We start from the raw sequence: 24505 nt of genomic DNA on the forward strand, positions 1-24505 counted from the left end.
TAATGTTCTACTGCTGACCACTTTACACATACATTCTACCGTGAAACCGTTTTAAAATAAATGTGTAAATGATAACAAACTATTTAGGAAGCAGGTATATTTCATGGAATTCAAATCACAATATGACTTAATCATTGTTGGTAGTGGTGCGAGTGGCGCAGCTTGTGCCTATGAGGCAGCTAAGAATGGAAAAAGCGTATTAGTTGTCGAAAAAGGTCACAAGACCGGTGGTAGCGGCAACTACGTTGAAGGTATTTTCGCAGTTAATTCATATATGCAAAAACAACACAAAGATTACCATTTAACTAAAGAAGCAGCCTTAGCTGAGGAATTAACATATTCTCACTATAAGGCCGATACCAACACTTGGAAACAATACATCGATGGCTCAGCTGACATTATTAAATGGTTAAGTGACTTAGGCGTGGAATACATCGACGTTGCTCCTTTAGGAAGCGGAGAACGGACTTGGCATTTGTTCGAAGGCCGCGGAGATGCTGTTATTAACGAAGTCCTTTTACCAAAGGCAAAAGAATTAGGTGCTGATATCATTACGGAAACCAAAGTAACAGATCTAGTTACTGAAAACGGTAAAGTAACTGGTGTCAAAATTAAGAATACTAAATCTAATGATGAAATGACGGTTAAAGGAGATAACGTTGTTTTAGCCACCGGTGGTTACTTGAACAATTCTGAAATGATTGCTGACTACACCAATTATGATGAAAAGCAATTGATTCCAGTTAACTCAGGCAAAAATACCGGTGATGGACTTTCATTAGCTTGGAAAGCTGGCGCTCAGCGATACAATATGGGAATGGCAATGTTATTTGGTGGGTACATTAAGGATCCAGACAAGCCAATTTATGTTTACCGCTATGATGAACTTAATGGTGCAGCCAACCAACAATCCCTGCTCTGGGTAAATGAAATAGGTAAACGCTTTGTCAACGAAGAAGTAGTTGACAACTTTTCTGAAGCCGGCAATGCTTTGTTTACGCAAAACAAGTTCTATACTATTTTAGACCAAAAAACAGTTGACCATCTGCAAAACGTTGGCCTTTACAAGGCAATGGGCACTTATGACTATCATGATGACAAGCTTCCTAACTTGCAACAAGAAATCGATGATGAATTAGCTCGTGATGCCAAATACTTAACCAAAGCTGATTCGGTAAATGAATTAGCTGAAAAACTATCGTTGCCTGACTTGCCAGCAACAATCAAACGCTACAATGAATTAGCAGCTAAGGGGCAAGACGAAGACTTTGGAAAGAATGCCAAATTCATGATTCCTGTTGTCGATGGTCCGGTTTACGCCATTGAACAAGGCGTTGGTGCCTTTTGTACAATGGGTGGCTTAAAAGTTACCCTTAATAATCAAGTTCTTGATCACGATGGTCAAGCTATTCCAGGTTTATATGCAATTGGTAATGATGCCGCCGGGATGTTAATTGGTGATACTTATGGTCCTAACATGCCTGGTACCGAAGGTGGCTACTCATTCTTCTCTGGCAAACTTGTTGCTGACGTTTTATCAAAATAATTATCGGCATACTCTATTTAAAAAGGCCAAAAGTCAAAACTGACTTTTGGTCTTTTGGTTTACATATATTAATGTTCAACTTGTCGCTTAATCCCGTCAATTATATCCTGCAGACTAATCCGTTTCATCTCAGCAAAAGCTTGATTAGCAATCCTTTGGTACTCAGCTTCCAATACCGTTTGAATATTGCCGCCAATTACGCAATTTGGGTTCGTTTTCGGGTCAACATGAAGCAGCTGCTGCTCACCTTCAACTGCGCGATAAATTTCATAAAGATTGATTTGCGCAGCTGGTTTGGTTAGTTTTGCCCCCGCAATTCCCTGCTTTGATTGAATTAACTTTGCTGCACGCAAACTGCTCATTAGACTGCGGACTACACTTGCATTCGAATTCACACTGCTAGCAATTGCCCGACTAGATAGGTCGCCATCCTGAAACATGTCGAGATAGACCATGATATGGATTGCGTCGCTCAGTTTATGTGAGTACTTCATAAGATTTTTCACCTGCCGTACACGATTGTACTGGGAAAATGAATGGTCTGCAAGCCCGTTTTACCGCTTCAGAATTTCAACTGCAGCTTGATCCAATGCTAAAGTTGGGTGACCAAGCACATCTGCCAAATCTGAACTAGGATGATCTAAAGTACCTTCGTCAATAATGCCTTGGGCAAAAGAAAGCCATTTGGCAGCTCCTTCGTCCATCCCTTGACTAAGCAAATTCTTGACGTACTCGTCTTCACTAACTTGCTTAACCGTAATGTCTTTGCCGGCAGCTGCAGCTACAGCCTTGCCCAGATCAGCATAAGTCTTCATTAGGCCGGCAAATTCGTAAATTTCCTTGTTGTTATCTTGAACCAATACCTTAGCTGCTGCTTCAGCATATTCCCGTTCTAGGGCCCAGCCAGCTAAACCATTAGTCCAATATTCAGCCTGTCCGTCAGCAGCAGATTTAATAAAGGCACTTTCATTTTCGAGGTACCAGTTGTTTCGCAAAAATGCATGCTTAATGTCGCTTTCTTTGATCAGCTTTTCAGTAGCCCAGTGGTCTTCAGCTAATGGCGTTGCAGCATTTTGAGCATTGGGAAAACTGGTATAAGCGACAAAGTCAACTTGCGTTTGCTTTAAAGCCTCCACCATATTTTGATGTTGCTTGAGTCTTGAAACTTCTCCACCTGGTTGGGATGAAATAAATAAAACGCGGTCGATGCCGGTAAGTGCTTCTTGCAATGATTGCTCATCGGAGTAGTCACCGCGACGAATTTCATATCCAGGGAAAAGCTTGTTAGCTTTTTCGAGATTTCGCGCAACTACTACGACGTTTTCTTTTCCAACTAATTCAGTTAAAGTCTTGACAGCTGCTTGACCAAAATGACCAGTTGCTGCTGTTACTGCATATTTCATGTTTATGCCTCCATACTTGTTGCTTTATGTTTTACAAGTTAATTGTATTACGTGTATTTTTATTGTCAACAGGTTAAGCATTATTTGCTGTTTAGTTGTTGAGATCCTAAAAGCAATCAGTGGATATCATGGATTGCATAGAGATAAGCAACAGCAATGTTTTTTACTTGCATCACTGGCTACTTCATTTTTTAAAACACAACTCAGATCCCCAAGATAAATAAATATAAAAAAACAAGGAATTAGCAATTGCTAATTCCTTGTTTTAATTGCATTAAGAACTGAAATACTTGATCAGCCCTTAATAGCTTAATTTCAATAAAGTATATACTCTTGTTGGAACACTACAATATGTTAGATCCACAGTCAAAAAGTTATCTAGTTGAGGGATACATGATTAGGCTTTTACCTTAATGACTGCATTATCCTTTGTCACTTCACCATAAGGCTCTGGAAGTACGGCCTTATATTCGGCAGTATTAGTAATAATTTCCATTACTGTTGGATCATAGCCAGCTTTCTTTATTCCTTCAACATCAAATTCTGCAATTAAATCCCCCTGTTCAACCTTCATTCCTTGTTCTACATGGCTCTTGAAGTACTTGCCATTTAAGTTGACCGTATCAATACCTGCATGAATTAATACTTCTGCTCCATTTTGAGACGCAATGCCGTAGGCATGGCCAGTTTCATAGGCTACTCGAATAATTCCAGAAACCGGAGCATAAATATTATTATCTTTTGGAGAAATTGCAATGCCTTCACCCAAGCTTAGTGATGAAAAGACACTATCATTTACATCACTCAAAGCTAAACTTGTGCCCTTTACAGGACTATTAATTGTTTCATCTTTGATGGTAGAAGCTTCAACTGGTTCTGTTTTCTTCTTTTCCAGCATTGAATCATCATAACCAAACAGATAGGTTAAAATTGCTGTACCAAAGAAGGCAATAGCAATGGCAATCAGAAATGGAATAAACCCTTTACCAACAAATACCGGAATACTTAAAACGCCGACAGGAGTTGAGGCTATGGCAGCACTATTAGCCGCACCGGTAATTGCACCGGAAACGCCTCCCATTACACAAGCAATGTAGAATGGCTTCTTAAACTTTAAATTAACACCATAAATCGATGGTTCAGTAATACTAAACAGCGCAGTAATTGCCGAAGACAATGATAATTCTCTATTTTTGGTATCTTTAGATTTTAAGAATACCCCAAAGGCAGCCCCAGCTTGCGCAAAGTTCGAAGGCCCAATCATTCCACTGATGGTATCACGACCATAGAGGGCCAAGTTATTATAACAAAGTGGAACAATTCCCCAGTGAACGCCAAAAATAACCAGAATCTGCCAAGCAGCACCAAAGACCAAACCACAAATAAGCGGATTAACACCATAAAGTGCCGTATACCCTTTTCCCAACCAAGTATCAAGCGTGTTCATAATAGGCCCAATGATTAGGAATGCTAGTGGAACAGTAATTCCAAGTGTCAGCAATGGGGTCAATACATTCTTAACTGAAGGATGAAAGTGATCATTACAGAAATGCTCAATTTTTGACATCACATAAACAGTGAAGATAATTGGCAAAACAGAAGAAGTATAAGTTGTACTGATCACCGGAATCCCTAAAAATGATAGATGTGTACTTGACTTACTAAATAGGCTCACCAAAGTAGGATATTCCATGGCACCAGCTACAGCTAAAGCCAAGAACGTATTGGTCTTGAATTTATTAGCTGAGGTTACTGCTAATAAAATTGGCAAGAAATAGAAAACAGCATCCCCAGCTGCATACCAGATTTGGTATGTCCCACTTGATTTACTTAAGCCAAACTCGACCGCAAGCATCAATAGCCCCTTGATCATACCTGCACCAATCAAAGCAGGTAAAATTGGGGTAAATATCCCTGAAATTAAATCAATTGCTTTGTTGAACCAAGACTTATCTTCATCAACGGTATCATCTGATCCGCTCATATCACCTAGCATTGGAGTCAGCACATCAAAAACATCACCAACGGTATTGCCAATAACTACTTGATATTGACCACCACTTTCAACAACCTGGATAACCCCGTCTACTTTTTCGGTTGCTTCTTTATCAGCCTTTTTCATGTCTTTCAAGTGAAAGCGCAATCTAGTAGCACAATGCACAACATTGCTTACATTACTAGGACCACCAACAGATTCAAGAATTTCTTTAGCTTGATCTTTATATTTCTGCTTAGCCATTTTTATAACCTATCTTTCTTATTAGTGACTAGCCATACGGAAGTAGGTGTATGGTTTACCTTTGATTGAAGTAGAAAGCTGCAAAATATTTTCAGGAATTGGGCATCCGCTAAAACCACCATCCCCAATTGCAATTACATCCGCACCTGTTTCTTTTATTTGCAGTGCAATTTCTCTAATTGTTTCAGTATCCGAACCTTCTAATGAACTGTCTAAAAAGCTCATAGCTAATGTTTCTTTCGGATAACTGTGAACAAATTCAATTAATTCTTGGATATGTCTTACACTAATGCCACTTCGAGAGCCGGGAGCAGGAAAGTCAATCACATCTGCGCCAGCTTCAATTAATCTCTTAATGACTTCCTTGGTATCGTATGTTGCTAATGGATCTCCGAGGACTTTTTCATCAACACCGTCCTCCCACTTTCCGGCAAAGATGAGCGTATCCGGACCTAAAATTTTTCGAACCATTTTAGTTCCGGAAATAATATCTTCTAAACTAGTACCGGTTCCAGGATTACCTCCTAAGATTACGTAATCGGGAGCAAGCTCTTTTAGCTTTTTAATGTGTTCAATAGAAGCTAGCATGCCATTTTTGTCGTAAATCTGGTCATCTTGCGTACTGCCTTTTCCCGGACATCCCAAATAGATTCCAACTGGTACTCCAACTTTATCTTTTAAATCTTGAACAGTGTTACCTTGCAATCCTAGGTTTTTTGCTGAATCATCAAAATTATATGTATTTAGCAGAATCATATCAGCTCCAAAGGCCTTATTTAATTCCGTATTGGTAATACCACGAACTAAACCAGTTGACGCAAACAATAAGTGTTGCGCCATAATTACACGACCTTCAGATTTTTTGATAGATTCCTTTAAATCACGTCCAGACATTTTTCTAATGTCGTCACTTTTGGCACTAATTAGTCTAACAACGCTCATTTTTACCCTCTATTTTTATTAAACACTCTGATCTTCAAATTGTTCTTTACCGTCATAATCTTTGGAGTTTCTGATAGTTTCGAATTCTTTGTCATCTCCAGCTTCGATAGCAGCTAATTCATCCACTCTTCTTTGGTGACGGCCACCAATAAATTTAGCTTCAAGCCAATTTTTAACAATCATCTTGGCCAATTCTGAACCGACAACTCTTGAACCAAATGCCAAAATATTCGTATTATTGTGCATCCTCGAAAGTTTAGCTGAGTAGCAGTCACTGCATACACAAGCTCTGATTCCCTTTACCTTGTTTGCTGCTAAAGAAATACCGACACCAGTACCACACATCAAAATTCCTAGGTCGTAATTGCCATTAGCCACTTCTTCGGCAACCTTCTTACCGTAGATTGGATAATCAGTTCTTTCATCACTAAATGGTCCAAAATCATGAACTTCATAGCCTAAACTTTTAACATATTCGATAATAGTAGGCTTCAATTCCAAGCCTACGTGATCTGATCCAAATGCAATTCTTAGTTTCTTTTTTGTCATGGTTAATCGTTTTCCTTTCTTATATCAGAAATAATCGTCATATAATCCTCGTCTTTGCCGAATAAGGCCGAAGTTCCAAGAATAAAATTATCTACTCCAGCCTTATGAAGCTCCATAATTTTCTCTCTTGAAACAGCGCCATCAATGCCAAGCACATACCCGTATTGCTTCTTGGCTGCAATAAACTGATTCAATTTTGGCATTACAAAGTCCTGAAATGGCTGTCCGGCAAAACCAGGATGGACCGTCATTACCAAAACATAATCAATATTTGGGAGCAGCTCTTTGACTGATTCAAAAGAAGTACCAGTATTTACTGCAATTCCTGCTTTCATTCCAGCGGCGTGAATATCATCGATCGTTCTTGCCGGTTGCTGCTCGGCATCTGGACAAAAATACACTAAATTGGTGCCCAATTCTGCAAAGAATTTAATGTACTGTCTTGGATTTTTAATCATCAAATGAGCATCCATCGGCTTATCTGTTAAATCTCGAATAGTTTGATAATCTTCAGGGCTCAACCCAAAATTAGGGACATATTGGCCATCCATAATATCCATATGGTACATATCCACTCCAGCTTCATTTAGTTGTTTAACGTCAGAAGCCAAATTTTTAAAGTCTGCACACATCATTGATGGGCTTAATAATAACGTCATGCTTGTTCTCCTTTTTAGGTAAACGTTTACCTTAATGATTACAGAATTATCATAGGTCATTATGAAAGCGATGTCAATATTACCCAAAAAATATTTTCCCTATAATGCATTTTTTTGGGAAACGTTTACCTGATTCTAAGTGGTATACTGGTAGTAAATCCTTTTAAGCTTTAGGAGCAAGCTATGAGTAAATATTCAATCAAAGATATAGCGGCTATGGCAGGGGTATCAATCGCAACCGTCTCCCGAGTTATCAATAATAAAGGCAAATATTCGGAGGAAACTAAAGAAAAGGTTCTAAAAATAATTAACCAGACTGGTTACAAAGTAGACGGCAGTGCCCAAAGTTTAAAGACTAATATCACTTTTACAATCGGAATATTGGTACCTGATATCAAAAACTTTTTCTTTGCTGATCTAGTACAAAAAATTGAAAAAGAGCTTTTTGATAAAAACTACTCCACCATTATTTGCAATACTGATTCAGATGAAGAAAAAGAAAAATCCTATTTAAGAATGCTAGAAAATAAAAAGGTAGATGGAATAATAGTTATTTCCGGTGCCAAACAAGGATTTAGGTTTGAAAGTTCACTAAAAAACATTCCCTATATATGTATTGACCGAAAACCAGCTGATTTTAACAAAACAATTTTTATATCTTCAAATCATGAATTAGGCGCACAAGATGCAGCGAATTATTTGTTGGACCATGATGTTCAACGACCTGCAATGGTTATCCGAAAACATAGTCCTATCCTTAACGGGCGAATTAATGGATTTCGAAATTCACTAGAAGAGCACAATATTGTTTTTGATCGAAAAGAGAACATCTTTTGTTTTAATGGGATAACCTCTTTAACCAAATATCTCAGTACTTATCCAGAGACAGATGGATTTTTTGCTATTGATGATAGATTGGCCATCGAATTAATCATGGCGCTAAAGCAAATTGGCAAAAAAGTACCTGACGATATTCAAGTAATTGGTTTCGACAATATACCAGCGGATGAAATTATTTCTCCAACTTTAACCACAATTGCCCAAAACACTGATAAAATTGCACATTATACTATAGAAAATATTTTAAAAGTAATTAAAACCCCCAATGAAAGTGGTGACCAAATTCTTATCCCCACCACTCTAGTAAAACGAAATTCAACTTTTTAATTCAGCCTTTCCAACAAAAAATAGCCAAGCTACCTCTTTTCGAAGTTACTTGGCTATTTTTGAGTATTCTCCCAACTGGCAGCTATCAATTTAATCAATTGTTCCTTGGTAACTTGTTCAATTACGACGGAAATCCAGTTGCTCTTATTCATATGATAGGCCGGCAAAAAGCCTGGCGTCTTGCTAGCTAATAAATCATCAATTTGTGTTGGAGCCAGTCGCACATCGATCACATCGGTCGTGCCAGAATCACCTATTCCCAAAGTCTTGTTTGGGGCATCCATCAAGATTGTGAACCATTTCCGTCCATGACCGTATCTAAAAACACAGAAGTTGGGATACTTGGCCCACATATATTCTGGCTCAACGTCATAGGCGTCTTTAAGATAATTTATCAGTTCTTCTCGTTTCATCGCACTAGTCCCTGAGTGAATACTTCACTTCAACTGAATCGCCAACCGTTTTGCCAATGGCTTTTTGGATATCTTTTCTCACGCCGAGAATATAGCAAATCGAACCATCCGCATTCTTCACGCCCATATTTACAATGTTGCCATCATAAGGATAACCATCAAATTCAGCATGAATCTTTACTCGGCCCTTGCCGTATTTTTCCCTAATATCAAAGGGGACCCTAACAAAAGCTCCGCCCTTGTCGGGCACTGGCTCAATTTTTGCAATAAACTGTTCTGGCATTTCAAATTGCTCTTTTCCTCTATCAAAATAATTTGCCATTAACTTGCTTTTTTCTTTAACCATTCCCAGCATTATGACCACCCACCAATTTGCTTCGTCTAATGGCTGTTCCTCCAGCGGTTAAGCTTGACACCTTCACTACCGAGGCAAAACCATATTTTTTCCTAATATCATCAATCACATGGTCCAATTTATGACGTTTCAACTGGGTTTCTGGCTTCTCCAGCAAATTCAGCTGCATGCTGAGATCTGGTGAAAGCTTGCCATAGTTAACCCCAATACAGCGGACCGGTTCACCGTGCCAATGTTGATCAAACAGCGCATACAACTGAGTCACTAAATCATGGCTGGTACTAGTTGGTACAATTTTGCGCTGAACGCTAAAGCCGTGATTGCCTTCCTCATAGGTTGGTTCAGTAAAAGAATACCTAATATATAATTCAACTTTTCCCGCGCGCAAATTATGAGCACGAATTCTACTAGCAACTTGTTCACCGATTTCCCGAATTACTACTTTGATTTCCTTTGCTTCATAGTAGTCTCGTTGCAAGACCTGTGAATTTCCGATGCTCTTTGCTCGGGGATGGTACTTTTGGCTGATAATGCTACGGTCGACGCCCCAGCTTTCCGCAAACAGCTGTTCCCCGATCACCCCAAATTCTCGTTTTAAGACTTTAGGATCGGAATGGGCCAGTTGATACATATTCTCAATGCCGATTTGCCGTAAACGATCAGCCGTTCGGGTATTTATTCCCCAAACATCCTCCAATTTTTTTATCTGCCAAATCGTATCAGGGACATCAATATAGTGCCAGGACGCAATCATCGACTTGTTGTGCTTAGCTTCATTATCCATTGCCAATTTTGCTAACAAGGGATTCTCGCCAATTCCACAGGTTGTGTATAGGCCTAAGCTATCGTGAATATCTTTTTGAATTTTGTGCGCTACATTGTAAGGATCATCACCAAAAAGATGCCAAGATTTAGTCATATCAAGCATGCCTTCATCAATCGAATACATGTGGATATCCTCATCAGCAGCATATTTTCGAAAAATTTCTAACACTTGCATGTTGCGCTTAATATACAGATTCATATGCGGTTCAACTAGCAGTAAGTCCGGTGCTTCCCGACGCGATGGCAAATCACGTGCCCGCATAACATTGTGCAAGCCATATTTTTGCTTGGCTAGGGGCGAGGCCGCCATAATTAAGCCTGAACCCCAATCAGTATCTTTTTGCCGTGAAAGTACGGCCAAACAGACTTTCATTGGATCAAGTCCTAACCGCAAGGCTTCACATGAGGCAAAAAAGCTTTTGTTATCAATCATAAAGATCACTCGATGCGGTTCATAACGATAGTCGTACATTTGATCACATCCCTTCACAGCACTTGGTCAAGCTAACAGTTCAATGTGGTTGATGGCGGCCAAATCGATCTTGCGTCCTGACACGATAACCGTACTATTTTGATAACCTTCAACCCAGCCGCGGACATTATCTAGATAGTCGCCTTCACTAGTAAGTTCACTTAGTTGGATTGACACAGAGTAATGCTCGGCAAAGGCCTTGAGCAGCTGCTGACTGATCGCCGCCTCAGACATGGTTCGCTTTTTAGTGTAAACTGTGGCATTTTTGGCTTTAAATTTTTGGATAGTTGAAGTGTGTTCGCTCAAGTAAAAACCTTGCCACTTTTTCATGCCCCGATCTTGATAATTTTTAAAAAAATTGCTTATTCGCTGATCAAATTCTTTGCTCATTGTGTAACTCCAAATCCTGCAGCTAAAGCTTTATCAACAACTTTTACGTTTTTGCTTCTGTCCTTGCTGGTAGGCCTTCTTAAGCGCAGCAGCCACTGTGTCATAATCTTGTTGCAAATAGTTTGCTAATTCGACAAAATTAGCCGATTCCGCCTCAACTAAATCAGCATAGTCACTGGTCATTTTATCTAGCAGATAATCATTGGCCAGCTTCTCCGACTCACAGCGCACAGCATAATCATCATGGTACTTTTCAGCCATCGTATCATCTGTCAGCAAGTGGCCTAGTTCATGCAAAAGCACAATTTCTTGCTCATCTTCAGATAAGTCAGCATTCAAAAAAATAGTTGCTGGCATTGCCATTTGGCTATTTTCAGGAATGAATTGGCCCAGACTGTGCAAGCCATCGACTAGGTGATAGTCGACCTTTAACTCACGCAGCTTATCTCTTAGATAACGTTTCATACTTATGCCTTCTTACCTGAATAATAGCCACGAATGATGCTTTTAATTAGATTGCGATCGTGGTCATCCATCGGTTTGCCGTCAAAACTATGAGCCTGATCTAGCAGCTTGTCTAAATCTTGTTCAGCCTGGGGTGAAGCTTCTCGCCCGAGAATATAATCTACTGACACATGATAATGATCGGCTACTTTAGCTAATTTGCTTGACGAAGGTGATCGCCGGTCCCATCTAGCAATCGTCCCGTTGCCAAAATCCAGCTTGCGCTCTAGCTCAGCAATTGTTTCATCATGTTCTGCTGCTAAGTTTTTGATTGTATCTCTAATTGTCATCATGCTACCTCAGTGAAAATTCCGTTAAGTTAGTTGTTAGCTTTTAGGCTAGTTCTTGCAATAGATATTAGACTAAAATCTATTGTTTTGCAAGATCAAATTAGCATTTTTTCAATTTAAAAATTGACTTAATATTATGCATCTTGTATACTAACTAAAAGTTATTAACTAACTAAAGGAGAGTGCTTATGGCTAACCAACTTCCATCTTGTCCAATTGCCACGGCTATCATTTTAGTCGGTGACAAGTGGAAAATTCAAATTATGCGGGAATTGCTTAGAGATCGGCCTGCTTCAAAGCACTACAGTGATTTCAAACATGCAATTCCAGAAATCAGTGACAAAATGTTGTCCAAAAGTCTAAAGGCTTTAGAATCTGACCACCTACTAAAACGTCAAATAAGTACAACGACCCCGCTACGTTCAACTTATACGTTAACTCCAATGGGAGCGGACTTAACCAAAGTAGTAGCTGCCCTAAAAACTTGGGGTACTAAATATAAAAAAGAATTTGAGGAAAAATAATGCAAGCAATTCAAATTGATCGCTACAGTTCAGAAATTTCACCAATTCAACGAACATTGCCTACTCTAACTATTAGTGCTAATGAAGTATTAATCAAGGTTGTCACAGCTGCTGTGAATCCCGTTGACTTGCTTAATATGACAGGATCTGTAAAACTTATTCAGCCTTTGTCACTGCCTGCCACTCTAGGGAACGAATGCTCTGGGATTATTAGTAAAGTTGGCAAAGCGGTCACCGGCTTTAAACCTGGAGACCGCGTATTCACCCGCCTGCCCATGGAAAAAATCGGCGCCTTTGCACAAGAAGTAGCGGTTAGCCAAGAAGCGGTTGCCAAAATTCCAGACTTTTATGACTTTGATACTGCGGCTGCCATCCCCTTAACTGGCGTCACTGCGTATCAAGCCCTCATCGAAGAACTTGCAGTAAGCCCCGGCAAAACTTTATTAATTCCAGGAGGATCAGGTGGTTTTGGACAAATGGCCGTTCCGCTTGCCAAAGAGCTAGGCTTAAAGGTACTGGTAACAGGAAACGCTAAAGCAAAACAACACATTTTAGAATTAGGTGCGGACCAATATTTTGATTATCGCAAAGAAAACTATTGGGATAAGGTAAGCAATGTCGATTACGTAATCGACACTTTAGGAGCTAACGAGATTCCGCGTGAATTATCCGTAATGGCTAAGGGCGGACGATTAGTCAGTCTTAAGGCAATGCCTAATTATGCCTTTGCGAGAAATAATCAGTTTGCTTGGTATAAGCGAATCCTCTTTGGTATTGCGGGCTATAGACTAGATCACTTGGCAGCCAAACAAGGAAAAGAATATCGTTTTTTATACATGCGACCTGACGGTCAACAGTTAACTAAAGTAGCGGCAATTATGGCTAAGCGTAAAGTGATGCCTGCTCTTGATCCTCACTACTTTGACCTAGAACATGCTAAAGAAGCACTAGAATTGGTAAAAAATGGACATCCTAATGGCAAGGTTCTTATCCACATTGCTCAAGCCTGAATCATTAATGGCGACTATGCTAGACATGGAGCAATTTTTTAATATTCGAATGATGTTGCAGATTTAATTTTGATCTTTACTAAAAAGGCACTCAGTTCAAATAACTAAGTGCCTTATTATTTCATTAATATGGTTGTTGCTGCGTTACGCAATGCAGCATGCCGCCATTTTTATAGAGCTTGGTGACGTTAATCGGAACTACTTGATGGTGAGGATAAAGCTGTGCCATCTTTTTAATGGCCACAGCATCATTAGCATCCCCATACACTGGCAATAATAGTACCTTGTTACCTAAATAATAATTCAAATATGAGCCTTTATAATCGAGACCAGTTACATTCTTCTTGGTAAGCGGAATTTCGATATATTTATAGGGCTTACCCGCAGCATTTTTCGCAGACATCAACTTTTCGTAATCAGAGGTTTTCATACCTTCATATAGATCGAAAAAGTCCTTTTCCGGAACTGTCATAATGGTGCGATCGTTATAAAAACGGGCAAAACCATCGATATGGGCATCGGTAATATCTTCGCCGCTTACCCCATCTAACCAAATAAAATGTTTAGCTCCAAGATAGCGCCGCAAATATTGTTCTACCTGCTTCTGCGACAGATGCGGGTTCCGGTTAGAATTAGTAACTGAACTGCGACAAGCTAAGATTGTGCCATCTGAAGCCATGTCAACGGCACCACCTTCTAAGACCAGTTTGCTGGCATCAACAATTGGAAGATCCATCGCTTTGGCCACTTTTTGCGGAATTTGGTCATCATGGCGATATGGCGTCTTCTTGCCCCAGCCATTAAAGCCAAAGTCAACAATTTTCAAATGATCCTGTCGATCATAGACAAACATCGGACCAGTATCGCGGGCCCAGACATCGTCTGACTTGGCAATAACATAATCAACATGGCTTAGCTTAACTTTGGCTTGCCTGAGCTGCGTTTGAATATGCCGCTTCAAAGCTTCATTATAAGCAATGATATGAACCCGTTCTCCCGGTGCTAGGGCCTTGGTCATCTTAATCCAGATTGGTTCGAGCTCACGAGCATACTTTTTGCCATATGTATGTGCGTGCGGCCAGATTAGCCACGTACCTTCATGTGGCTCATTTTCGTCTGGAAAAGTATATTGAACCTCAGTGTTGTTCATCTTCTTTTGTTCAACCCCTTTGCCCGTACAAGCTGCTAAAGTCAAAACGGCTACTAAACTCAAAAGCAACCAAATCTTCTTCATTTTCCTTCACTCCATTAAAAATCAAGTGTTAATGCAAAGATTGTACCATGAACTGAGGCAAAACTAAAATTCCTTGAAGCAGACGGATTCATTTTATTTGCGTAGAAATTTTTCATCCCCCGGCGCATCATTAGCGGGAACCATGCGTTCCACCCGCATATGCAAATCATACTTTTCCCGTAAGTCTGCTAATTCTTGCATCATTGGCGAAGCGTGGTGGCGGTCTAGTGATGCTTGGTCAGCCCACTGATCAATTAGCAAAATCGTATCTGGATCATTCAAAGGTTGGAAATAATCATAACGCTCATTGCCCGCTTCCTGGCGAATTCGCTCAGCGCAGCCACTAGCTTCCATTTCTTTGACGAAAGCCTGCGCCGCCCCTGGCTTGCCGGTGTAATATAAATTAACTATCAAACTCATGATTGTACCTCCTAAGTATTAGTCAAAATCACCTAACGTTGGCAAAGCTGTCTCATGCAAGTAAGTATCATATTTTTTAGCCTGTTGGGCGATTTCAGCTTTACCGATTGAACTAGCTCCTACTGTTATAAACGGCACCTTGAAATCCATTCCGACCAAACGACTCATTGCTTGTAATGGTCGCAATAGTTCGTGCACAGTATATTTGGCAAACTTTTCACGTCCGTAATTGTCGGCTCCTGGCGAAACTGCCAAAACTAATTCTTTACCATGCAGAGCTGTGCCACCAGTGCCATAAGCCCAACCATACTCAAGCACCTTATCTTCCCATTGTTTTAACAGTGCCGGAGATGATTACCAGTACATTGGAAATTGCAAAACTACTCGGTCTGCTGCCGCTAATGCATCTTGTTCTTTTGCAACATCAATTTTGAAATCTGGATATAAGGCATACAAATCACGCACTTCAATATCGTCGTCCAAACTGTTAGCTAAAGCGGCGTTAACCCGCGACTGACGCATTTTAGGGTGAAATAAAAAAACTGTTGTCTTCATGAATTGCCTCCTAATCATCTATAATGCCATAATCACTGAAATAGCTCTTGCCCTGTTTAATTTCTCCTGTTTCATAGAGATGGATTTTATGCTGCAGGCGGGAAATTGACCGCTCAAGATCATGTCGCTTTTCTTCCAATTCTGCCAATTGTTCGCGCAATAAATTTTCCCGTGCATCTAAAGTTGCATCCCCTGCCTGCAGCATTTGGGCATAATCAATCAATTTTTCTACTGGTACGCCGGAATGACGCAGGCAGACAACCATCTCAATCCAGCTTTGAAGCTCATCTGGATAATATCGATTGCCGTTTTTGCTCCGCGGAACCTGCGGCAAAAGCTTAATGCGTTCGTAGTAGCGCAAAGTATCAGGTTTAATGTGGTATTTTTCACTGACTTCAGTGATAGTTAAATCAGCCATTTCAGCACCTCCATGATTAACTTAGCACTTGGAGTTAAGTCCAAGTCAAGTCATTTAAGCAGCTTACTTGGCAAAATAATTACAGACCACAACGCCAATCACAATCAGCATAATGCCGATCCCTTCAGGCAAATTAATTTTTTCTCCCCAAAAGAAAATAGCAATAATTGTTGTTAAGACAATCCCCAATCCGCCCCAGGTCGCATAGGCCACGCTTAAATTGACCGTCTTCAAAGATTGGGCAAAAGCATAATAACAAATTGCATAAAAAATTATCGTCAATAAGCTCGGTCCTAATCGAGTGAAACTATGCGATGCTTTTAAAGCATTGGTCGCCACGATTTCACAGACGATGGCAATAAAAAGCTGTAAATACCCCAACGTTATTCCTCATTTCTATATTTATTCAATTTTATAAAAATATCTAAATATGACCAATTATTCATTTAAATCAGTATATTTCTTCGATATAGTTTTACATGTAAAAGCAACTGTATGTTAATTAAACAATGCAGATTTTATAGATTAGTTTCTTGATTAGTATTAAGAGCAAGCTTTCATTCTAAAAAATATTCTTTTATAACCTATACTCAGACTATCAGCTTGCCTATTTTGCTGTATAATATTAGCATTGTCAAATTATGGAGGGATGAACAATGAATCGCAGGCGTATTAGAAGGGCAAAACTATTGCTTTTATCAACTTTGGTTATTTTAATTTGGCTAATGTACTTAGCTAGAACTTTTCCTGCCAATGTTCAGCTAGGCTTGGCCGGTACGCTAACCCTGGCAGTGATCATGCCCTTAGTTTTGCCTAATCTAATCGGGGTTTGGCTGAATCTAATTATGATCATTATTGGTACAGGTTTACTCTTGTTCGGCTACATCATCATGCCTACCAGCCAAAAAATGATCTTAATTTTTGCCGGGCCGCTGACTACCTTGCTCTTAACGGGCCTAGTCAACTATCTCTTTCATTGGTCTAGTTTTAGCCCTCGGAGTCGGGCCGTTCAACGCTATGTGCGCCACTTTGTACCACTGGTAAAAATGGCGGGAATTGAAGATGCTGAAAAGCTTTATGCCGATGAACTTCGTTCGATGAAAGAACACCCTAAAATGCCCTTGGTGATGAACCTGCGCCTGGTGCATGTCGAAGCTGAGCAATTTAAGCAGTTCCACCAACAAGAATACAATGAGATGCTAATTGCCATGTCAGACCTATTAAAGAATCATCGTTTACCGAGCGAACGTTTATTTTACACTGGCGATGCCAGTTTTTTAGTCGTCTCTTACTCAATTGATCCCCAGGTCTACGCCATCATCAACTCGGAGATCGGCAAACGGCTAAAACAAATTTTGCAGCCCTATGGGATGGAAGCCAGCGTGGTTATGCAAAAAATTACTTACGCAGATATTGAAAAATTCCCTGATTTTAAAACAGCTTTCCATCACCTTAAACGACTGCTTGAAACTGAAATTCGCGTTGAATATTTGGAGAAAAACTAATGCTAACTTTCTTTTATTATGCGGCTAGTGCCATCACCTTATTTTTTCTATTTTGCTTTTTAGTTTTATTTATTTGCGGCACCATCATCCTGTTCCGCAATGAAAAAGCTTTTATTACCAGAAGGAATGATAAAAATGCTGACTAACGTCCTAATCATCATCACCCTTTTTTCAATTTGGTGCTCTTTGATCATGGGAATCGTAACTTTAGCAGGAGCAGTTCACTTTTGGCTGCCCCATTCTAAAAAGCTGGTTAAAGTTACGCCTTTAGCACGTTACCCCAAAATAACCATTGTCGTTCCTGCCCACAATGAGGCATTAGTAATTCGCAAAACAACTGAGGCAATTTTAAATTTAAATTATCCAGCCAGCTGTGTCCAGCTTTTGCTATTTGCCGACAATTGTCAGGATAATACTGCCGAAATCATGCGGAAAATCAAGGCCAACTACCCGGGGCGGAAGATCACGGTAATTGAACGAACTGGTAGCGGCGGCAAGGCGGGCGTTTTAAACGATGCCCTAAAGCTAGCCCAAGGGGAATACATCGGGGTGTACGATGCCGATGCTATGCCTGAGAAAAACGCGCTTTACTTTTTGGTCAAAAAGGTCCTAGAAGATCCTAAACGTTATATGGCCACTTTTGGCCGCAATAAAACGCGCAATGCCAAGCAAAATTTCTTAACTCGTTGCATCAATCAGGAAATAGTCGTAACTCAGCGGATTCAACACGTTGGGATTTGGCATTTATTCAAAATCGGCCGCATCCCCGGAACCAACTTCATTATTAATTGCGACTTCGTAAAGTCGATCGGCGGCTGGGAAAACGGGGCCTTAACTGAAGATACTGATATTTCCTTTAAAATTATGCAAACTGGCCGCCTAATTGCTCTAGCGTACAACAGTGAAGCTTTTCAACAAGAACCGGAACGCCTTAAAGACTACTATTTTCAGCGCCTGCGCTGGGCCAAGGGGAACTATGAGGTAGTCATCAAAAACTTTAAGTACTTATTCTTGCCTGCAAATTGGCGGGTAAAATTAGAAGTCTTTTACTACTCCTGTACCTTTTTCTGGTTTAATGCGGCCATTGTTTTATCAGATATTATTTTCTTCAGTAATATCATCGCCCTGCTCATTAACTTGTTTATTCCCCTGAAGCTGCCCTTCACCTTTGCCGGTTCAAACATGATGATGATGCAGCTTTTGCTCTTCAACTGGATCTTGATGATTCTGCTTTATGTTTTACAAATTGGCATTTCCCTAGCAACCCAATTTGGGCAAGCAACTACCGATCAAGTATTCATTAGCTTGGCTTCGTATTTCACTTATTCACAGCTATTCATCATTGTGGCCCTCCACGCTGTCATTAGCGTTAGCTTGGACCACCTGTTCCACCGCAATGGCAATAAGTGGGTTAAAACTAAACGCTTTGCTGACTAGGGGGGACGACTATGAAAAAAAGAACTAAAATTTGGTATCTGATTTTAGGTTTATTTTTTATCAGTGCCTACACCTTGATCATGCTGTGGGTGCGAAAAGATAATCCGACTGCCGTGCGCACGCACTACTTCACTGCTTGGCGTAAAAGTTATCTGGTCAAAGTGCCCAAAACCAAGTCAAGTTATGTCCGGATGACCGTTAATGGCGAAAAACGCTATACCACTAGCGAAGCGGTCGGCTATGGGATGTATTTAACCGTTATGGGAGCTGATAACAACCCACATGCCCAGCGCGACTTCAACCAATTGACCCGCTACTATCTAGATCATCGTTTAAAAAAGAGCTCTTTAATGTCCTGGCGCCAGCACATTAAATGTAAAAAATATTCCGCTGACCAAACCAGTGCGTCCGATGGCGATATCATCATTGCCCATGCTTTGATTCTCGCCTATCGCAAGTGGCAGCAACCGTCCTATCGGAAACTAGCTAAAAAACTCGCAGCCGATATCATGGCTTCCGAAATTAATCAGCAAAACTACACGGTTCAGCTTGGCAATTGGGTTAGTCCGAAAAGCAAATATTATCATTATATTCGCACCAGCGACTGCATCCCCTACGCCTTTGATGACTTGTACGACTTAACGGGTGACGAACGCTGGATCAAAGTCCGCCAAAGCATGCTGCACTATTTAGGGACTTTATCAGCCCAACATAAAACCGGGCTAATTCCCGATTTTGCTAAAATTAGCGGCCAAAAAGCCGTTCCGGCTAAACCAAACAGCATTGCGACCAAAGAAGACGGCGATTATAGTTATAACAGCTGCCGGATTCCGATGCTGCTAGCAGGTTATCAAAAAAATGGCGCCCCCAAGATTTTGCACAAGATGTTGCGCTTTTTCAAAAATACCAATTATGCCGCAGCTGGCTACAAGTTAAACGGCAAGCCCTTAACTTTAAGTCAATCAGCTAGTTTTGATGCTCCAATCTTTGCTGCCGTCAATGTGGATAAGACTCCGGAATTTAGCGATTTGTACATGCGGACCCAGTATATTTTTGCCCGCAAATTGCCAACTGATAATTATTATGATGCAACCCTAACCTTGTTGGCCTTATACGAAACCCCGATTAAAGACTAGTATTTTCAGCAAGCTGCTTGCTAAAATAAACTTAACTAGTAATAGGAGGGACTCATATGCAATATTCACTTAAATCCCCTGCTCTTTGGAGCGCTATTAAACGTGAAGAAAGGCGGCAGCAAGACACGATCGAACTGATCGCATCGGAAAACATCGTTTCTGACGCGGTCCGTGAAGCTCAAGGCTCTGTCTTAACCAATAAATATGCTGAAGGCTATCCTAACCAGCGTTACTATGGCGGATGCGAATACATCGACCAAGTTGAACAACTAGCAATTGACTATGCTAAAAAATTGTTCGCTGCTCCCTATGCCAACGTCCAGCCCCACTCCGGTTCACAAGCTAACATGGCGGTTTATCAAGCTTTGCTTAAACCAGGCGATGTCATTTTAGGCATGGGAATGGACGCCGGCGGCCACTTAACTCACGGCGCTAAAGTTAATTTTTCCGGCAAACTCTACCGCTCTTATAGCTATGACTTAGATCCCGAAACTGAAGAACTTGATTACGAGGCAATTCGCCAGCAAGCCTTAGAGGTCAAACCTAAGCTAATCGTTGCTGGGGCATCTGCTTACAGCAAGATCATTGATTGGCAAGCCTTTCGCAAAATAGCTGATGAAGTCGGAGCTTATCTCATGGTGGATATGGCCCACATTGCTGGTTTGGTTGCAGCTGGCCTGCACCCTAGCCCGATTCCCGTGGCCGACGTGGTTACAACCACGACGCACAAAACCTTGCGCGGACCTCGCGGCGGGATGATTCTTGCTAAAGATCCGGCTTTAGGTAAAAAAATCGACTCCGCCCTCTTCCCAGGCACGCAAGGCGGCCCTTTGGAACATGTAATTGCCGCTAAAGCTCAAGCCTTTTACGAAGACTTGCAGCCTGAATTTACTGACTATATCAAACAAGTTGTGCAAAATGCGGCCGCCATGGCAGAAGTCTTTAAAGAGAGCAACTTGGTGCGAGTCGTGTCTGGTGGCACTGAAAATCACCTTTTAAACTTAGATCTGACTAAGAGTGGCATCACTGGTAAAGATGCGCAAAACTTGCTTGATTCAGTGCACATTACCACCAATAAAGAAGCTATTCCCAATGATCCGCGCAGTCCATTTATCACCAGCGGACTGAGAATTGGGACGCCAGCTATCACTAGTCGCGGCTTTCAAGAAGCGGATGCTAAAAAAGTGGCCCGGTTGATTTTACAAGCTTTGGCAGCTCCACATGATGAAAATCAGCTGCAGCAAGTGCAAGCTGGAGTTGATGAATTATTAGCCAAATATCCAATTTACTAAGAAAAAATCCTGTTGCCTCAAGCAACAGGATTTTTTAGTAGCTTATTTTAAAAATCATATGCAATCCCTAAACCTGGTTTATCAGTTAGGGTAATTACCCCGCCTTTACGCGTAAAGCCCCCCGGCATCCCCATTTCAGGATCTTTCGTCAGCAAAAAGCTATCGCAATCTGATTCCGTCACATTCGCATGCGCAGCGACAAAACTCAGCCCTGCCGTAATGCCAATCTTAGTTTCGGGCATGCAGCCAACCATACAATTGATGTCGTTAACTTCAGCAATGGTATTGATCTTTTCCGCATTATACAAACCACCACACTTCATCAGCTTAATGTTAAAAGTATCGGCCGCTCGCAGCTTGGCAGCTCTCATCGCGTCGTGGGGCGAATGGATTGACTCATCCAGCATCAAGCTGATCCCAGAAACTTTTTGTTTTAATTCTGCTGCTCCAGCAAAATCCCACTCTGGCAAGCATTGTTCCGCTGCTGCCACCTGGTATGGTTTCATCCGGTTTAAGGTATCAACGGCTGTTGCCAAATCGTAGCCTTGGTTAGCATCAATGCGAATGACCACGTCTGGCCCAACAGCTTTTCTGATTAAAGCAATGGCTTTGACATCATCAGCTGGATTAAGGCCGGTTTTTACTTTTATAATCGAAAAACCAGCTTGCACTGCTTGTTTAGCTTTTTCTGCCATTTTTTCTGGCCGATCAATACCAATCGTCAGATCATTGACAACTGTCGGCTTATTTCCGCCTAGCACTTGATAAAGCGGAGCTTGCATGATTTTGCCTTTGATATCATAAAGCGCAATATCCACGGCACATTTAGCTGCCGTATTATGTTTTAAAGCGCGGTCCATCACGGCGTGCACGCCACTAATATCATTAGCTTCCATTCCGCAAAGCAATGGTCGGAACAACTCCAAAGCGGCTTTAACCGTGGCAATCGTTTCACCTGTGACAAACGGGACGGGCGCTGCTTCGCCTAGACCATAGATGCCATTTTCAGTTTCCACTTTGACGATCACGCTAGTAATAGCAGATATTTCGCCTAAACTAACCTTAAAGGTATATTTCATGGGAACTTCCACAACTTGATAAGCTAATCCAACAATTTTATTCATGCCCCGACTCCTTTCCTGCCAGCTCAATTGAAAAATTCTTTTTCTCTTCGCTCACAAATATCACATAGCCATCCACTAAATGCGGATGCGTTTCGAGATAAAAAGTCGCTGCCTCCTTGCCATCGGCGCTAATCGTGGCGGCATAGACTCCCTTGGGCAATTTACCGCTTAGCTGTTGACCTGATTGCGTTGCAAAAACAGCATTTTGATAAGCTGCTAATTGCACCTGCCCTGCTTGCAAACTAGGCACTTGGTCTACCGGCAGGAGCTGATAATTCCACAGCTGCAAAACTTCACTCTCACCAGCTTGCTTAAAACTCGGTGCCCAGCTTTCCCGACTTCCCATCCCAGGGGCATCCAAGCAGTAAGCCGTGGCATTATCTGAACAAGGCTTGGCAGTTAATGCTCCCGCATTTGTGGTGAAAAAGACCACCTGGCCATCACCAAAAGTTGCTAATTTTGCCAAAAATGGGCCGCCACAAGCTTGGCCTGAATTTAGGCAAGCTGGATTTAAATCACAGGTCACATAAACGTTGCCTAGACGATTGCGCCAAGCTTGAGGCAAAGTTTCAACGGTGAGAAATTTTTTGCCAATTGGCACCAGGCCTAAACCATTTGCTAAATTATTGCGCAGCAGATACACGGCTTGACCATGCTTTTCAAAGAGCACTTTATTTTTCGGCCCCACAAAACTGCTGCCGTCATAACTTAAGTCAGTTAAAGCTGGGACTTTCTGCCAACCTGTTTCGGCAGATTGTTCAACTTGGAGTTTGTCATTTTTAAACATTACGCGATAAACAGTATCGCCGCCATAATAAATCCCGCCATATTCCGCCGCTAACTTGGCTGGCAGCTTTTTGGCTGCAAGGTCGTTAAAAGCAATCTGAACTAGGTCCAAATCCAATTCTTGCCCCACGATGTTCAAGAGTTCGTAGGCAGTTGCAACAGGATTTAGCCCCGTGTCCAAGGTCGTCGAAAATGAAAGAACCAGATCATACTTAGGAACTACCAACAAGTAACTGCCAAAATGCAAGGTGCCGCCACCCTTGTGGAAAACTTTCGGCCCTAAGTCTAAGACGCTGTCTGGTCCAACGCTATCCCAACCAAGACCATAGTTAGGCGACATCTGATCATGGGCTAAAAAACTAACGCCAGCAGGTGTGGTCATTAACTTTATTTCAGCTGAACTAATGACGCCGGGATGCAAGAAAGCTGCGCCAAAAAGCGCATTATCAGCCATGGTGCACCGCATTGCCCCGGCCCCAGTTACAAAAATATATTCCTCTTGGGAATTCAATAAGTATAGGGGATGTTTGGCAGCAGAAGGATGATCAGCCAATTCAAAACTTTTTAAGCCTAAAGGTTCGAAAAATTCCTTCCGCAAAAAGGCCATAAAGTTCATCCCGCTTACTTGCTCGACCAAAGTCGCAGCTAGGGTAAAGCCTTCATTGCAATAGACACTAAAAGCCCCGGGAGCAGCTTTTAATTTTGCCAATTTCCAATAGTGGTCATTTTCTTGTTCATAATTTTGGTGCAAAACGCCCGAAGTGATGGAGCCGCGTAAATTTGTCCCAGGCAAACCCGAAGCGTGGTTCAGCAGCATTTTAACGGTAATTTGATCAGACCGGGGATCGTTAGTTTTAAAGTTAGGCAAATATTTGACCACTGGGTCATCCAAGTTTAGCTTTCCTTTTTGCACTAGGCGCACGACTGCCAGAGCCGTATAGACTTTAGTGATCGAGCCAATATCGTATAAGTCGTTGATACTAGCCGGCTTTTCCCCATCGCCGGTAGTACCAACTGCACACTCGGCTAGCAAGTCATTTTGATAAACTACTGCTGCAGCACAAGCAGCACCGTGACCAGCTCGAAGTTGACTTAATTTGGTGTGTAAAGCTTTAGCTAGGTGAGAATTTTTACCGTTTAGCTGCATAATTGTCGCTCCTGTTTTAATAATTTTTTGCTTAAACTTAATTTAACTTATTTTCGCCGATTGTAAAATCAAATTGAACACTTTAGAAAAATAAAAAAGTCCATTTGGACCTGTTTGATAGAATGTTAATGACCACAAAAACATCTATTGGAGGTCACAAATG

General features: G+C 41.2%; 26 protein-coding genes and 1 pseudogene. 8 read left to right on the forward strand and 19 right to left on the reverse strand.

Translation table 11 applies throughout. The annotated features are described in order from the left end of the window. Nucleotides 1–103: 103 nt before the first annotated feature. Nucleotides 104–1546 (forward strand): vinyl phenol reductase, encoded by a 1443-nt coding sequence (gene vprA, locus KI210_RS07175; RefSeq protein ID WP_212781202.1) that lies wholly within the window; start codon nucleotides 104–106, stop codon nucleotides 1544–1546. Between the two features lie 68 nt (nucleotides 1547–1614). On the opposite strand, the gene KI210_RS07180 is transcribed toward vprA, so the two are convergent. From KI210_RS07180 to KI210_RS07205, 6 genes are all read right to left on the reverse strand, one after another. Further along, a complete protein-coding gene (locus tag KI210_RS07180; RefSeq protein WP_212781203.1) occupies nucleotides 1615–2040 on the reverse strand; it encodes an Rrf2 family transcriptional regulator in 426 nt (141 codons plus the stop codon). Between the two features lie 60 nt (nucleotides 2041–2100). After that, nucleotides 2101–2949 (reverse strand): NAD(P)H-binding protein, encoded by an 849-nt coding sequence (locus tag KI210_RS07185; protein ID WP_212781204.1) that lies wholly within the window; start codon nucleotides 2947–2949, stop codon nucleotides 2101–2103. Between the two features lie 397 nt (nucleotides 2950–3346). Further along, entirely contained in the window at nucleotides 3347–5188 is a 1842-nt protein-coding gene (locus tag KI210_RS07190; protein WP_212781205.1) for a beta-glucoside-specific PTS transporter subunit IIABC, read from the reverse strand. 21 nt (nucleotides 5189–5209) lie between these two features. Beyond that, nucleotides 5210–6130: a DUF7916 family protein gene (locus KI210_RS07195; RefSeq protein ID WP_212781206.1), complete on the reverse strand. Its 921-nt coding sequence runs from the start codon at nucleotides 6128–6130 to the stop codon at nucleotides 5210–5212. Nucleotides 6131–6148: 18 nt separating this feature from the next. Continuing rightward, nucleotides 6149–6679 (reverse strand): ribose 5-phosphate isomerase B, encoded by a 531-nt coding sequence (gene rpiB, locus KI210_RS07200; RefSeq protein WP_212781207.1) that lies wholly within the window; start codon nucleotides 6677–6679, stop codon nucleotides 6149–6151. Nucleotides 6680–6681: 2 nt separating this feature from the next. After that, nucleotides 6682–7338 carry a ribulose-phosphate 3-epimerase gene (locus tag KI210_RS07205; RefSeq protein WP_212781208.1) on the reverse strand — a complete coding sequence of 219 codons (657 nt, stop codon included), beginning with the start codon at nucleotides 7336–7338 and terminating at the stop codon, nucleotides 6682–6684. A gap of 183 nt (nucleotides 7339–7521) precedes the next feature. On the opposite strand from KI210_RS07205, the gene KI210_RS07210 reads away from it, so the two are divergent. Then, entirely contained in the window at nucleotides 7522–8505 is a 984-nt protein-coding gene (locus KI210_RS07210; protein WP_212781209.1) for a LacI family DNA-binding transcriptional regulator, read from the forward strand. Nucleotides 8506–8558: 53 nt separating this feature from the next. Here the strand turns inward: KI210_RS07210 and KI210_RS07215 are convergent, their stop codons facing one another. The 6 genes from KI210_RS07215 to KI210_RS07240 are packed head-to-tail and all read right to left on the reverse strand — an operon-like array spanning nucleotide 8559 to nucleotide 11754. Beyond that, nucleotides 8559–8918, reverse strand: coding sequence for an MmcQ/YjbR family DNA-binding protein (locus KI210_RS07215; protein ID WP_212781210.1), 360 nt, complete (start codon nucleotides 8916–8918; stop codon nucleotides 8559–8561). A 4-nt stretch (nucleotides 8919–8922) separates the two neighbouring features. Beyond that, the gene (locus KI210_RS07220; protein WP_212781228.1) at nucleotides 8923–9201 is read right to left on the reverse strand and encodes a DUF1905 domain-containing protein; all 279 of its coding nucleotides are present in this window, start codon (nucleotides 9199–9201) and stop codon (nucleotides 8923–8925) included. 55 nt (nucleotides 9202–9256) lie between these two features. Then, nucleotides 9257–10570: a Y-family DNA polymerase gene (locus KI210_RS07225; RefSeq protein WP_212781211.1), complete on the reverse strand. Its 1314-nt coding sequence runs from the start codon at nucleotides 10568–10570 to the stop codon at nucleotides 9257–9259. Nucleotides 10571–10597: 27 nt separating this feature from the next. After that, a complete protein-coding gene (locus KI210_RS07230) occupies nucleotides 10598–10960 on the reverse strand; it encodes a hypothetical protein (RefSeq protein ID WP_212781212.1) in 363 nt (120 codons plus the stop codon). Nucleotides 10961–10993: 33 nt separating this feature from the next. Continuing rightward, nucleotides 10994–11425 (reverse strand): ImmA/IrrE family metallo-endopeptidase, encoded by a 432-nt coding sequence (locus KI210_RS07235; RefSeq protein WP_212781213.1) that lies wholly within the window; start codon nucleotides 11423–11425, stop codon nucleotides 10994–10996. A 2-nt stretch (nucleotides 11426–11427) separates the two neighbouring features. Then, entirely contained in the window at nucleotides 11428–11754 is a 327-nt protein-coding gene (locus KI210_RS07240) for a helix-turn-helix domain-containing protein (protein ID WP_212781214.1), read from the reverse strand. A gap of 188 nt (nucleotides 11755–11942) precedes the next feature. Between KI210_RS07240 and KI210_RS07245 the strand changes: the two genes are divergently transcribed. Both KI210_RS07245 and KI210_RS07250 read left to right on the forward strand, forming a co-directional pair. Then, the gene (locus KI210_RS07245; RefSeq protein WP_212781215.1) at nucleotides 11943–12278 is read left to right on the forward strand and encodes a winged helix-turn-helix transcriptional regulator; all 336 of its coding nucleotides are present in this window, start codon (nucleotides 11943–11945) and stop codon (nucleotides 12276–12278) included. After that, nucleotides 12278–13288: an NADP-dependent oxidoreductase gene (locus KI210_RS07250; protein ID WP_212781216.1), complete on the forward strand. Its 1011-nt coding sequence runs from the start codon at nucleotides 12278–12280 to the stop codon at nucleotides 13286–13288. The genes KI210_RS07245 and KI210_RS07250 overlap by 1 nt, the downstream gene beginning before the upstream one ends. A 124-nt stretch (nucleotides 13289–13412) precedes the next feature. Here the strand turns inward: KI210_RS07250 and KI210_RS07255 are convergent, their stop codons facing one another. The 5 genes and pseudogenes from KI210_RS07255 to KI210_RS07275 form a co-directional block, all read right to left on the reverse strand. Continuing rightward, entirely contained in the window at nucleotides 13413–14522 is a 1110-nt protein-coding gene (locus KI210_RS07255; protein WP_212781217.1) for an agmatine deiminase family protein, read from the reverse strand. A gap of 93 nt (nucleotides 14523–14615) precedes the next feature. Further along, on the reverse strand, nucleotides 14616–14942 hold the full coding sequence (locus tag KI210_RS07260) for a putative quinol monooxygenase (protein ID WP_212781218.1): 327 nt from the start codon (nucleotides 14940–14942) through the stop codon (nucleotides 14616–14618). A gap of 18 nt (nucleotides 14943–14960) precedes the next feature. Beyond that, nucleotides 14961–15497: pseudogene (locus tag KI210_RS07265) on the reverse strand (NAD(P)H-dependent oxidoreductase). 10 nt (nucleotides 15498–15507) lie between these two features. Then, entirely contained in the window at nucleotides 15508–15915 is a 408-nt protein-coding gene (locus KI210_RS07270; RefSeq protein ID WP_212781219.1) for a MerR family transcriptional regulator, read from the reverse strand. 63 nt (nucleotides 15916–15978) lie between these two features. Then, nucleotides 15979–16296 carry a DMT family transporter gene (locus KI210_RS07275; protein ID WP_212781220.1) on the reverse strand — a complete coding sequence of 106 codons (318 nt, stop codon included), beginning with the start codon at nucleotides 16294–16296 and terminating at the stop codon, nucleotides 15979–15981. 275 nt (nucleotides 16297–16571) lie between these two features. Here KI210_RS07275 and KI210_RS07280 point away from each other — a divergent pair, with 275 nt between their 5' ends. From KI210_RS07280 to glyA, 4 genes are all read left to right on the forward strand, one after another. Further along, nucleotides 16572–17420, forward strand: a complete 849-nt coding sequence (locus KI210_RS07280; RefSeq protein WP_212781221.1) for a hypothetical protein — start codon at nucleotides 16572–16574, stop codon at nucleotides 17418–17420. Nucleotides 17421–17555: 135 nt separating this feature from the next. Then, nucleotides 17556–18857 carry a glycosyltransferase family 2 protein gene (locus KI210_RS07285; RefSeq protein WP_212781222.1) on the forward strand — a complete coding sequence of 434 codons (1302 nt, stop codon included), beginning with the start codon at nucleotides 17556–17558 and terminating at the stop codon, nucleotides 18855–18857. Nucleotides 18858–18868: 11 nt separating this feature from the next. Next, complete coding sequence (locus KI210_RS07290) at nucleotides 18869–19993, forward strand: glycosyl hydrolase family 8 (protein WP_212781223.1); 1125 nt, start codon at nucleotides 18869–18871, stop codon at nucleotides 19991–19993. Between the two features lie 56 nt (nucleotides 19994–20049). Beyond that, entirely contained in the window at nucleotides 20050–21285 is a 1236-nt protein-coding gene (gene glyA, locus KI210_RS07295) for a serine hydroxymethyltransferase (RefSeq protein ID WP_212781224.1), read from the forward strand. Nucleotides 21286–21332: 47 nt separating this feature from the next. Here the strand turns inward: glyA and KI210_RS07300 are convergent, their stop codons facing one another. Together KI210_RS07300 and KI210_RS07305 are read right to left on the reverse strand one after the other, a co-directional pair. Next, nucleotides 21333–22409 carry a mandelate racemase/muconate lactonizing enzyme family protein gene (locus KI210_RS07300; RefSeq protein ID WP_212781225.1) on the reverse strand — a complete coding sequence of 359 codons (1077 nt, stop codon included), beginning with the start codon at nucleotides 22407–22409 and terminating at the stop codon, nucleotides 21333–21335. Continuing rightward, nucleotides 22402–24342, reverse strand: coding sequence for a serine hydrolase domain-containing protein (locus tag KI210_RS07305; protein WP_212781226.1), 1941 nt, complete (start codon nucleotides 24340–24342; stop codon nucleotides 22402–22404). Before KI210_RS07305 ends, KI210_RS07300 begins: the two co-directional genes overlap by 8 nt. Nucleotides 24343–24505 lie beyond the last annotated feature (163 nt).

This window comes from Lactobacillus corticis (assembly GCF_018327645.1).
Taxonomy (GTDB): domain Bacteria; phylum Bacillota; class Bacilli; order Lactobacillales; family Lactobacillaceae; genus Lactobacillus; species Lactobacillus corticis.

Coding starts and splice junctions, on each gene's coding strand:
- vprA (WP_212781202.1), top strand. CDS start 104: ATGGAATTCAAATCACAATATGACTTAATCATTGTTGGTAGTGGTGCG.
- KI210_RS07180 (WP_212781203.1), bottom strand. CDS start 2,040: ATGAAGTACTCACATAAACTGAGCGACGCAATCCATATCATGGTCTAT.
- KI210_RS07185 (WP_212781204.1), bottom strand. CDS start 2,949: ATGAAATATGCAGTAACAGCAGCAACTGGTCATTTTGGTCAAGCAGCT.
- KI210_RS07190 (WP_212781205.1), bottom strand. CDS start 5,188: ATGGCTAAGCAGAAATATAAAGATCAAGCTAAAGAAATTCTTGAATCT.
- KI210_RS07195 (WP_212781206.1), bottom strand. CDS start 6,130: ATGAGCGTTGTTAGACTAATTAGTGCCAAAAGTGACGACATTAGAAAA.
- rpiB (WP_212781207.1), bottom strand. CDS start 6,679: ATGACAAAAAAGAAACTAAGAATTGCATTTGGATCAGATCACGTAGGC.
- KI210_RS07205 (WP_212781208.1), bottom strand. CDS start 7,338: ATGACGTTATTATTAAGCCCATCAATGATGTGTGCAGACTTTAAAAAT.
- KI210_RS07210 (WP_212781209.1), top strand. CDS start 7,522: ATGAGTAAATATTCAATCAAAGATATAGCGGCTATGGCAGGGGTATCA.
- KI210_RS07215 (WP_212781210.1), bottom strand. CDS start 8,918: ATGAAACGAGAAGAACTGATAAATTATCTTAAAGACGCCTATGACGTT.
- KI210_RS07220 (WP_212781228.1), bottom strand. CDS start 9,201: ATGCCAGAACAGTTTATTGCAAAAATTGAGCCAGTGCCCGACAAGGGC.
- KI210_RS07225 (WP_212781211.1), bottom strand. CDS start 10,570: ATGTACGACTATCGTTATGAACCGCATCGAGTGATCTTTATGATTGAT.
- KI210_RS07230 (WP_212781212.1), bottom strand. CDS start 10,960: ATGAGCAAAGAATTTGATCAGCGAATAAGCAATTTTTTTAAAAATTAT.
- KI210_RS07235 (WP_212781213.1), bottom strand. CDS start 11,425: ATGAAACGTTATCTAAGAGATAAGCTGCGTGAGTTAAAGGTCGACTAT.
- KI210_RS07240 (WP_212781214.1), bottom strand. CDS start 11,754: ATGACAATTAGAGATACAATCAAAAACTTAGCAGCAGAACATGATGAA.
- KI210_RS07245 (WP_212781215.1), top strand. CDS start 11,943: ATGGCTAACCAACTTCCATCTTGTCCAATTGCCACGGCTATCATTTTA.
- KI210_RS07250 (WP_212781216.1), top strand. CDS start 12,278: ATGCAAGCAATTCAAATTGATCGCTACAGTTCAGAAATTTCACCAATT.
- KI210_RS07255 (WP_212781217.1), bottom strand. CDS start 14,522: ATGAAGAAGATTTGGTTGCTTTTGAGTTTAGTAGCCGTTTTGACTTTA.
- KI210_RS07260 (WP_212781218.1), bottom strand. CDS start 14,942: ATGAGTTTGATAGTTAATTTATATTACACCGGCAAGCCAGGGGCGGCG.
- KI210_RS07270 (WP_212781219.1), bottom strand. CDS start 15,915: ATGGCTGATTTAACTATCACTGAAGTCAGTGAAAAATACCACATTAAA.
- KI210_RS07280 (WP_212781221.1), top strand. CDS start 16,572: ATGAATCGCAGGCGTATTAGAAGGGCAAAACTATTGCTTTTATCAACT.
- KI210_RS07285 (WP_212781222.1), top strand. CDS start 17,556: ATGCTGACTAACGTCCTAATCATCATCACCCTTTTTTCAATTTGGTGC.
- KI210_RS07290 (WP_212781223.1), top strand. CDS start 18,869: ATGAAAAAAAGAACTAAAATTTGGTATCTGATTTTAGGTTTATTTTTT.
- glyA (WP_212781224.1), top strand. CDS start 20,050: ATGCAATATTCACTTAAATCCCCTGCTCTTTGGAGCGCTATTAAACGT.
- KI210_RS07300 (WP_212781225.1), bottom strand. CDS start 22,409: ATGAATAAAATTGTTGGATTAGCTTATCAAGTTGTGGAAGTTCCCATG.
- KI210_RS07305 (WP_212781226.1), bottom strand. CDS start 24,342: ATGCAGCTAAACGGTAAAAATTCTCACCTAGCTAAAGCTTTACACACC.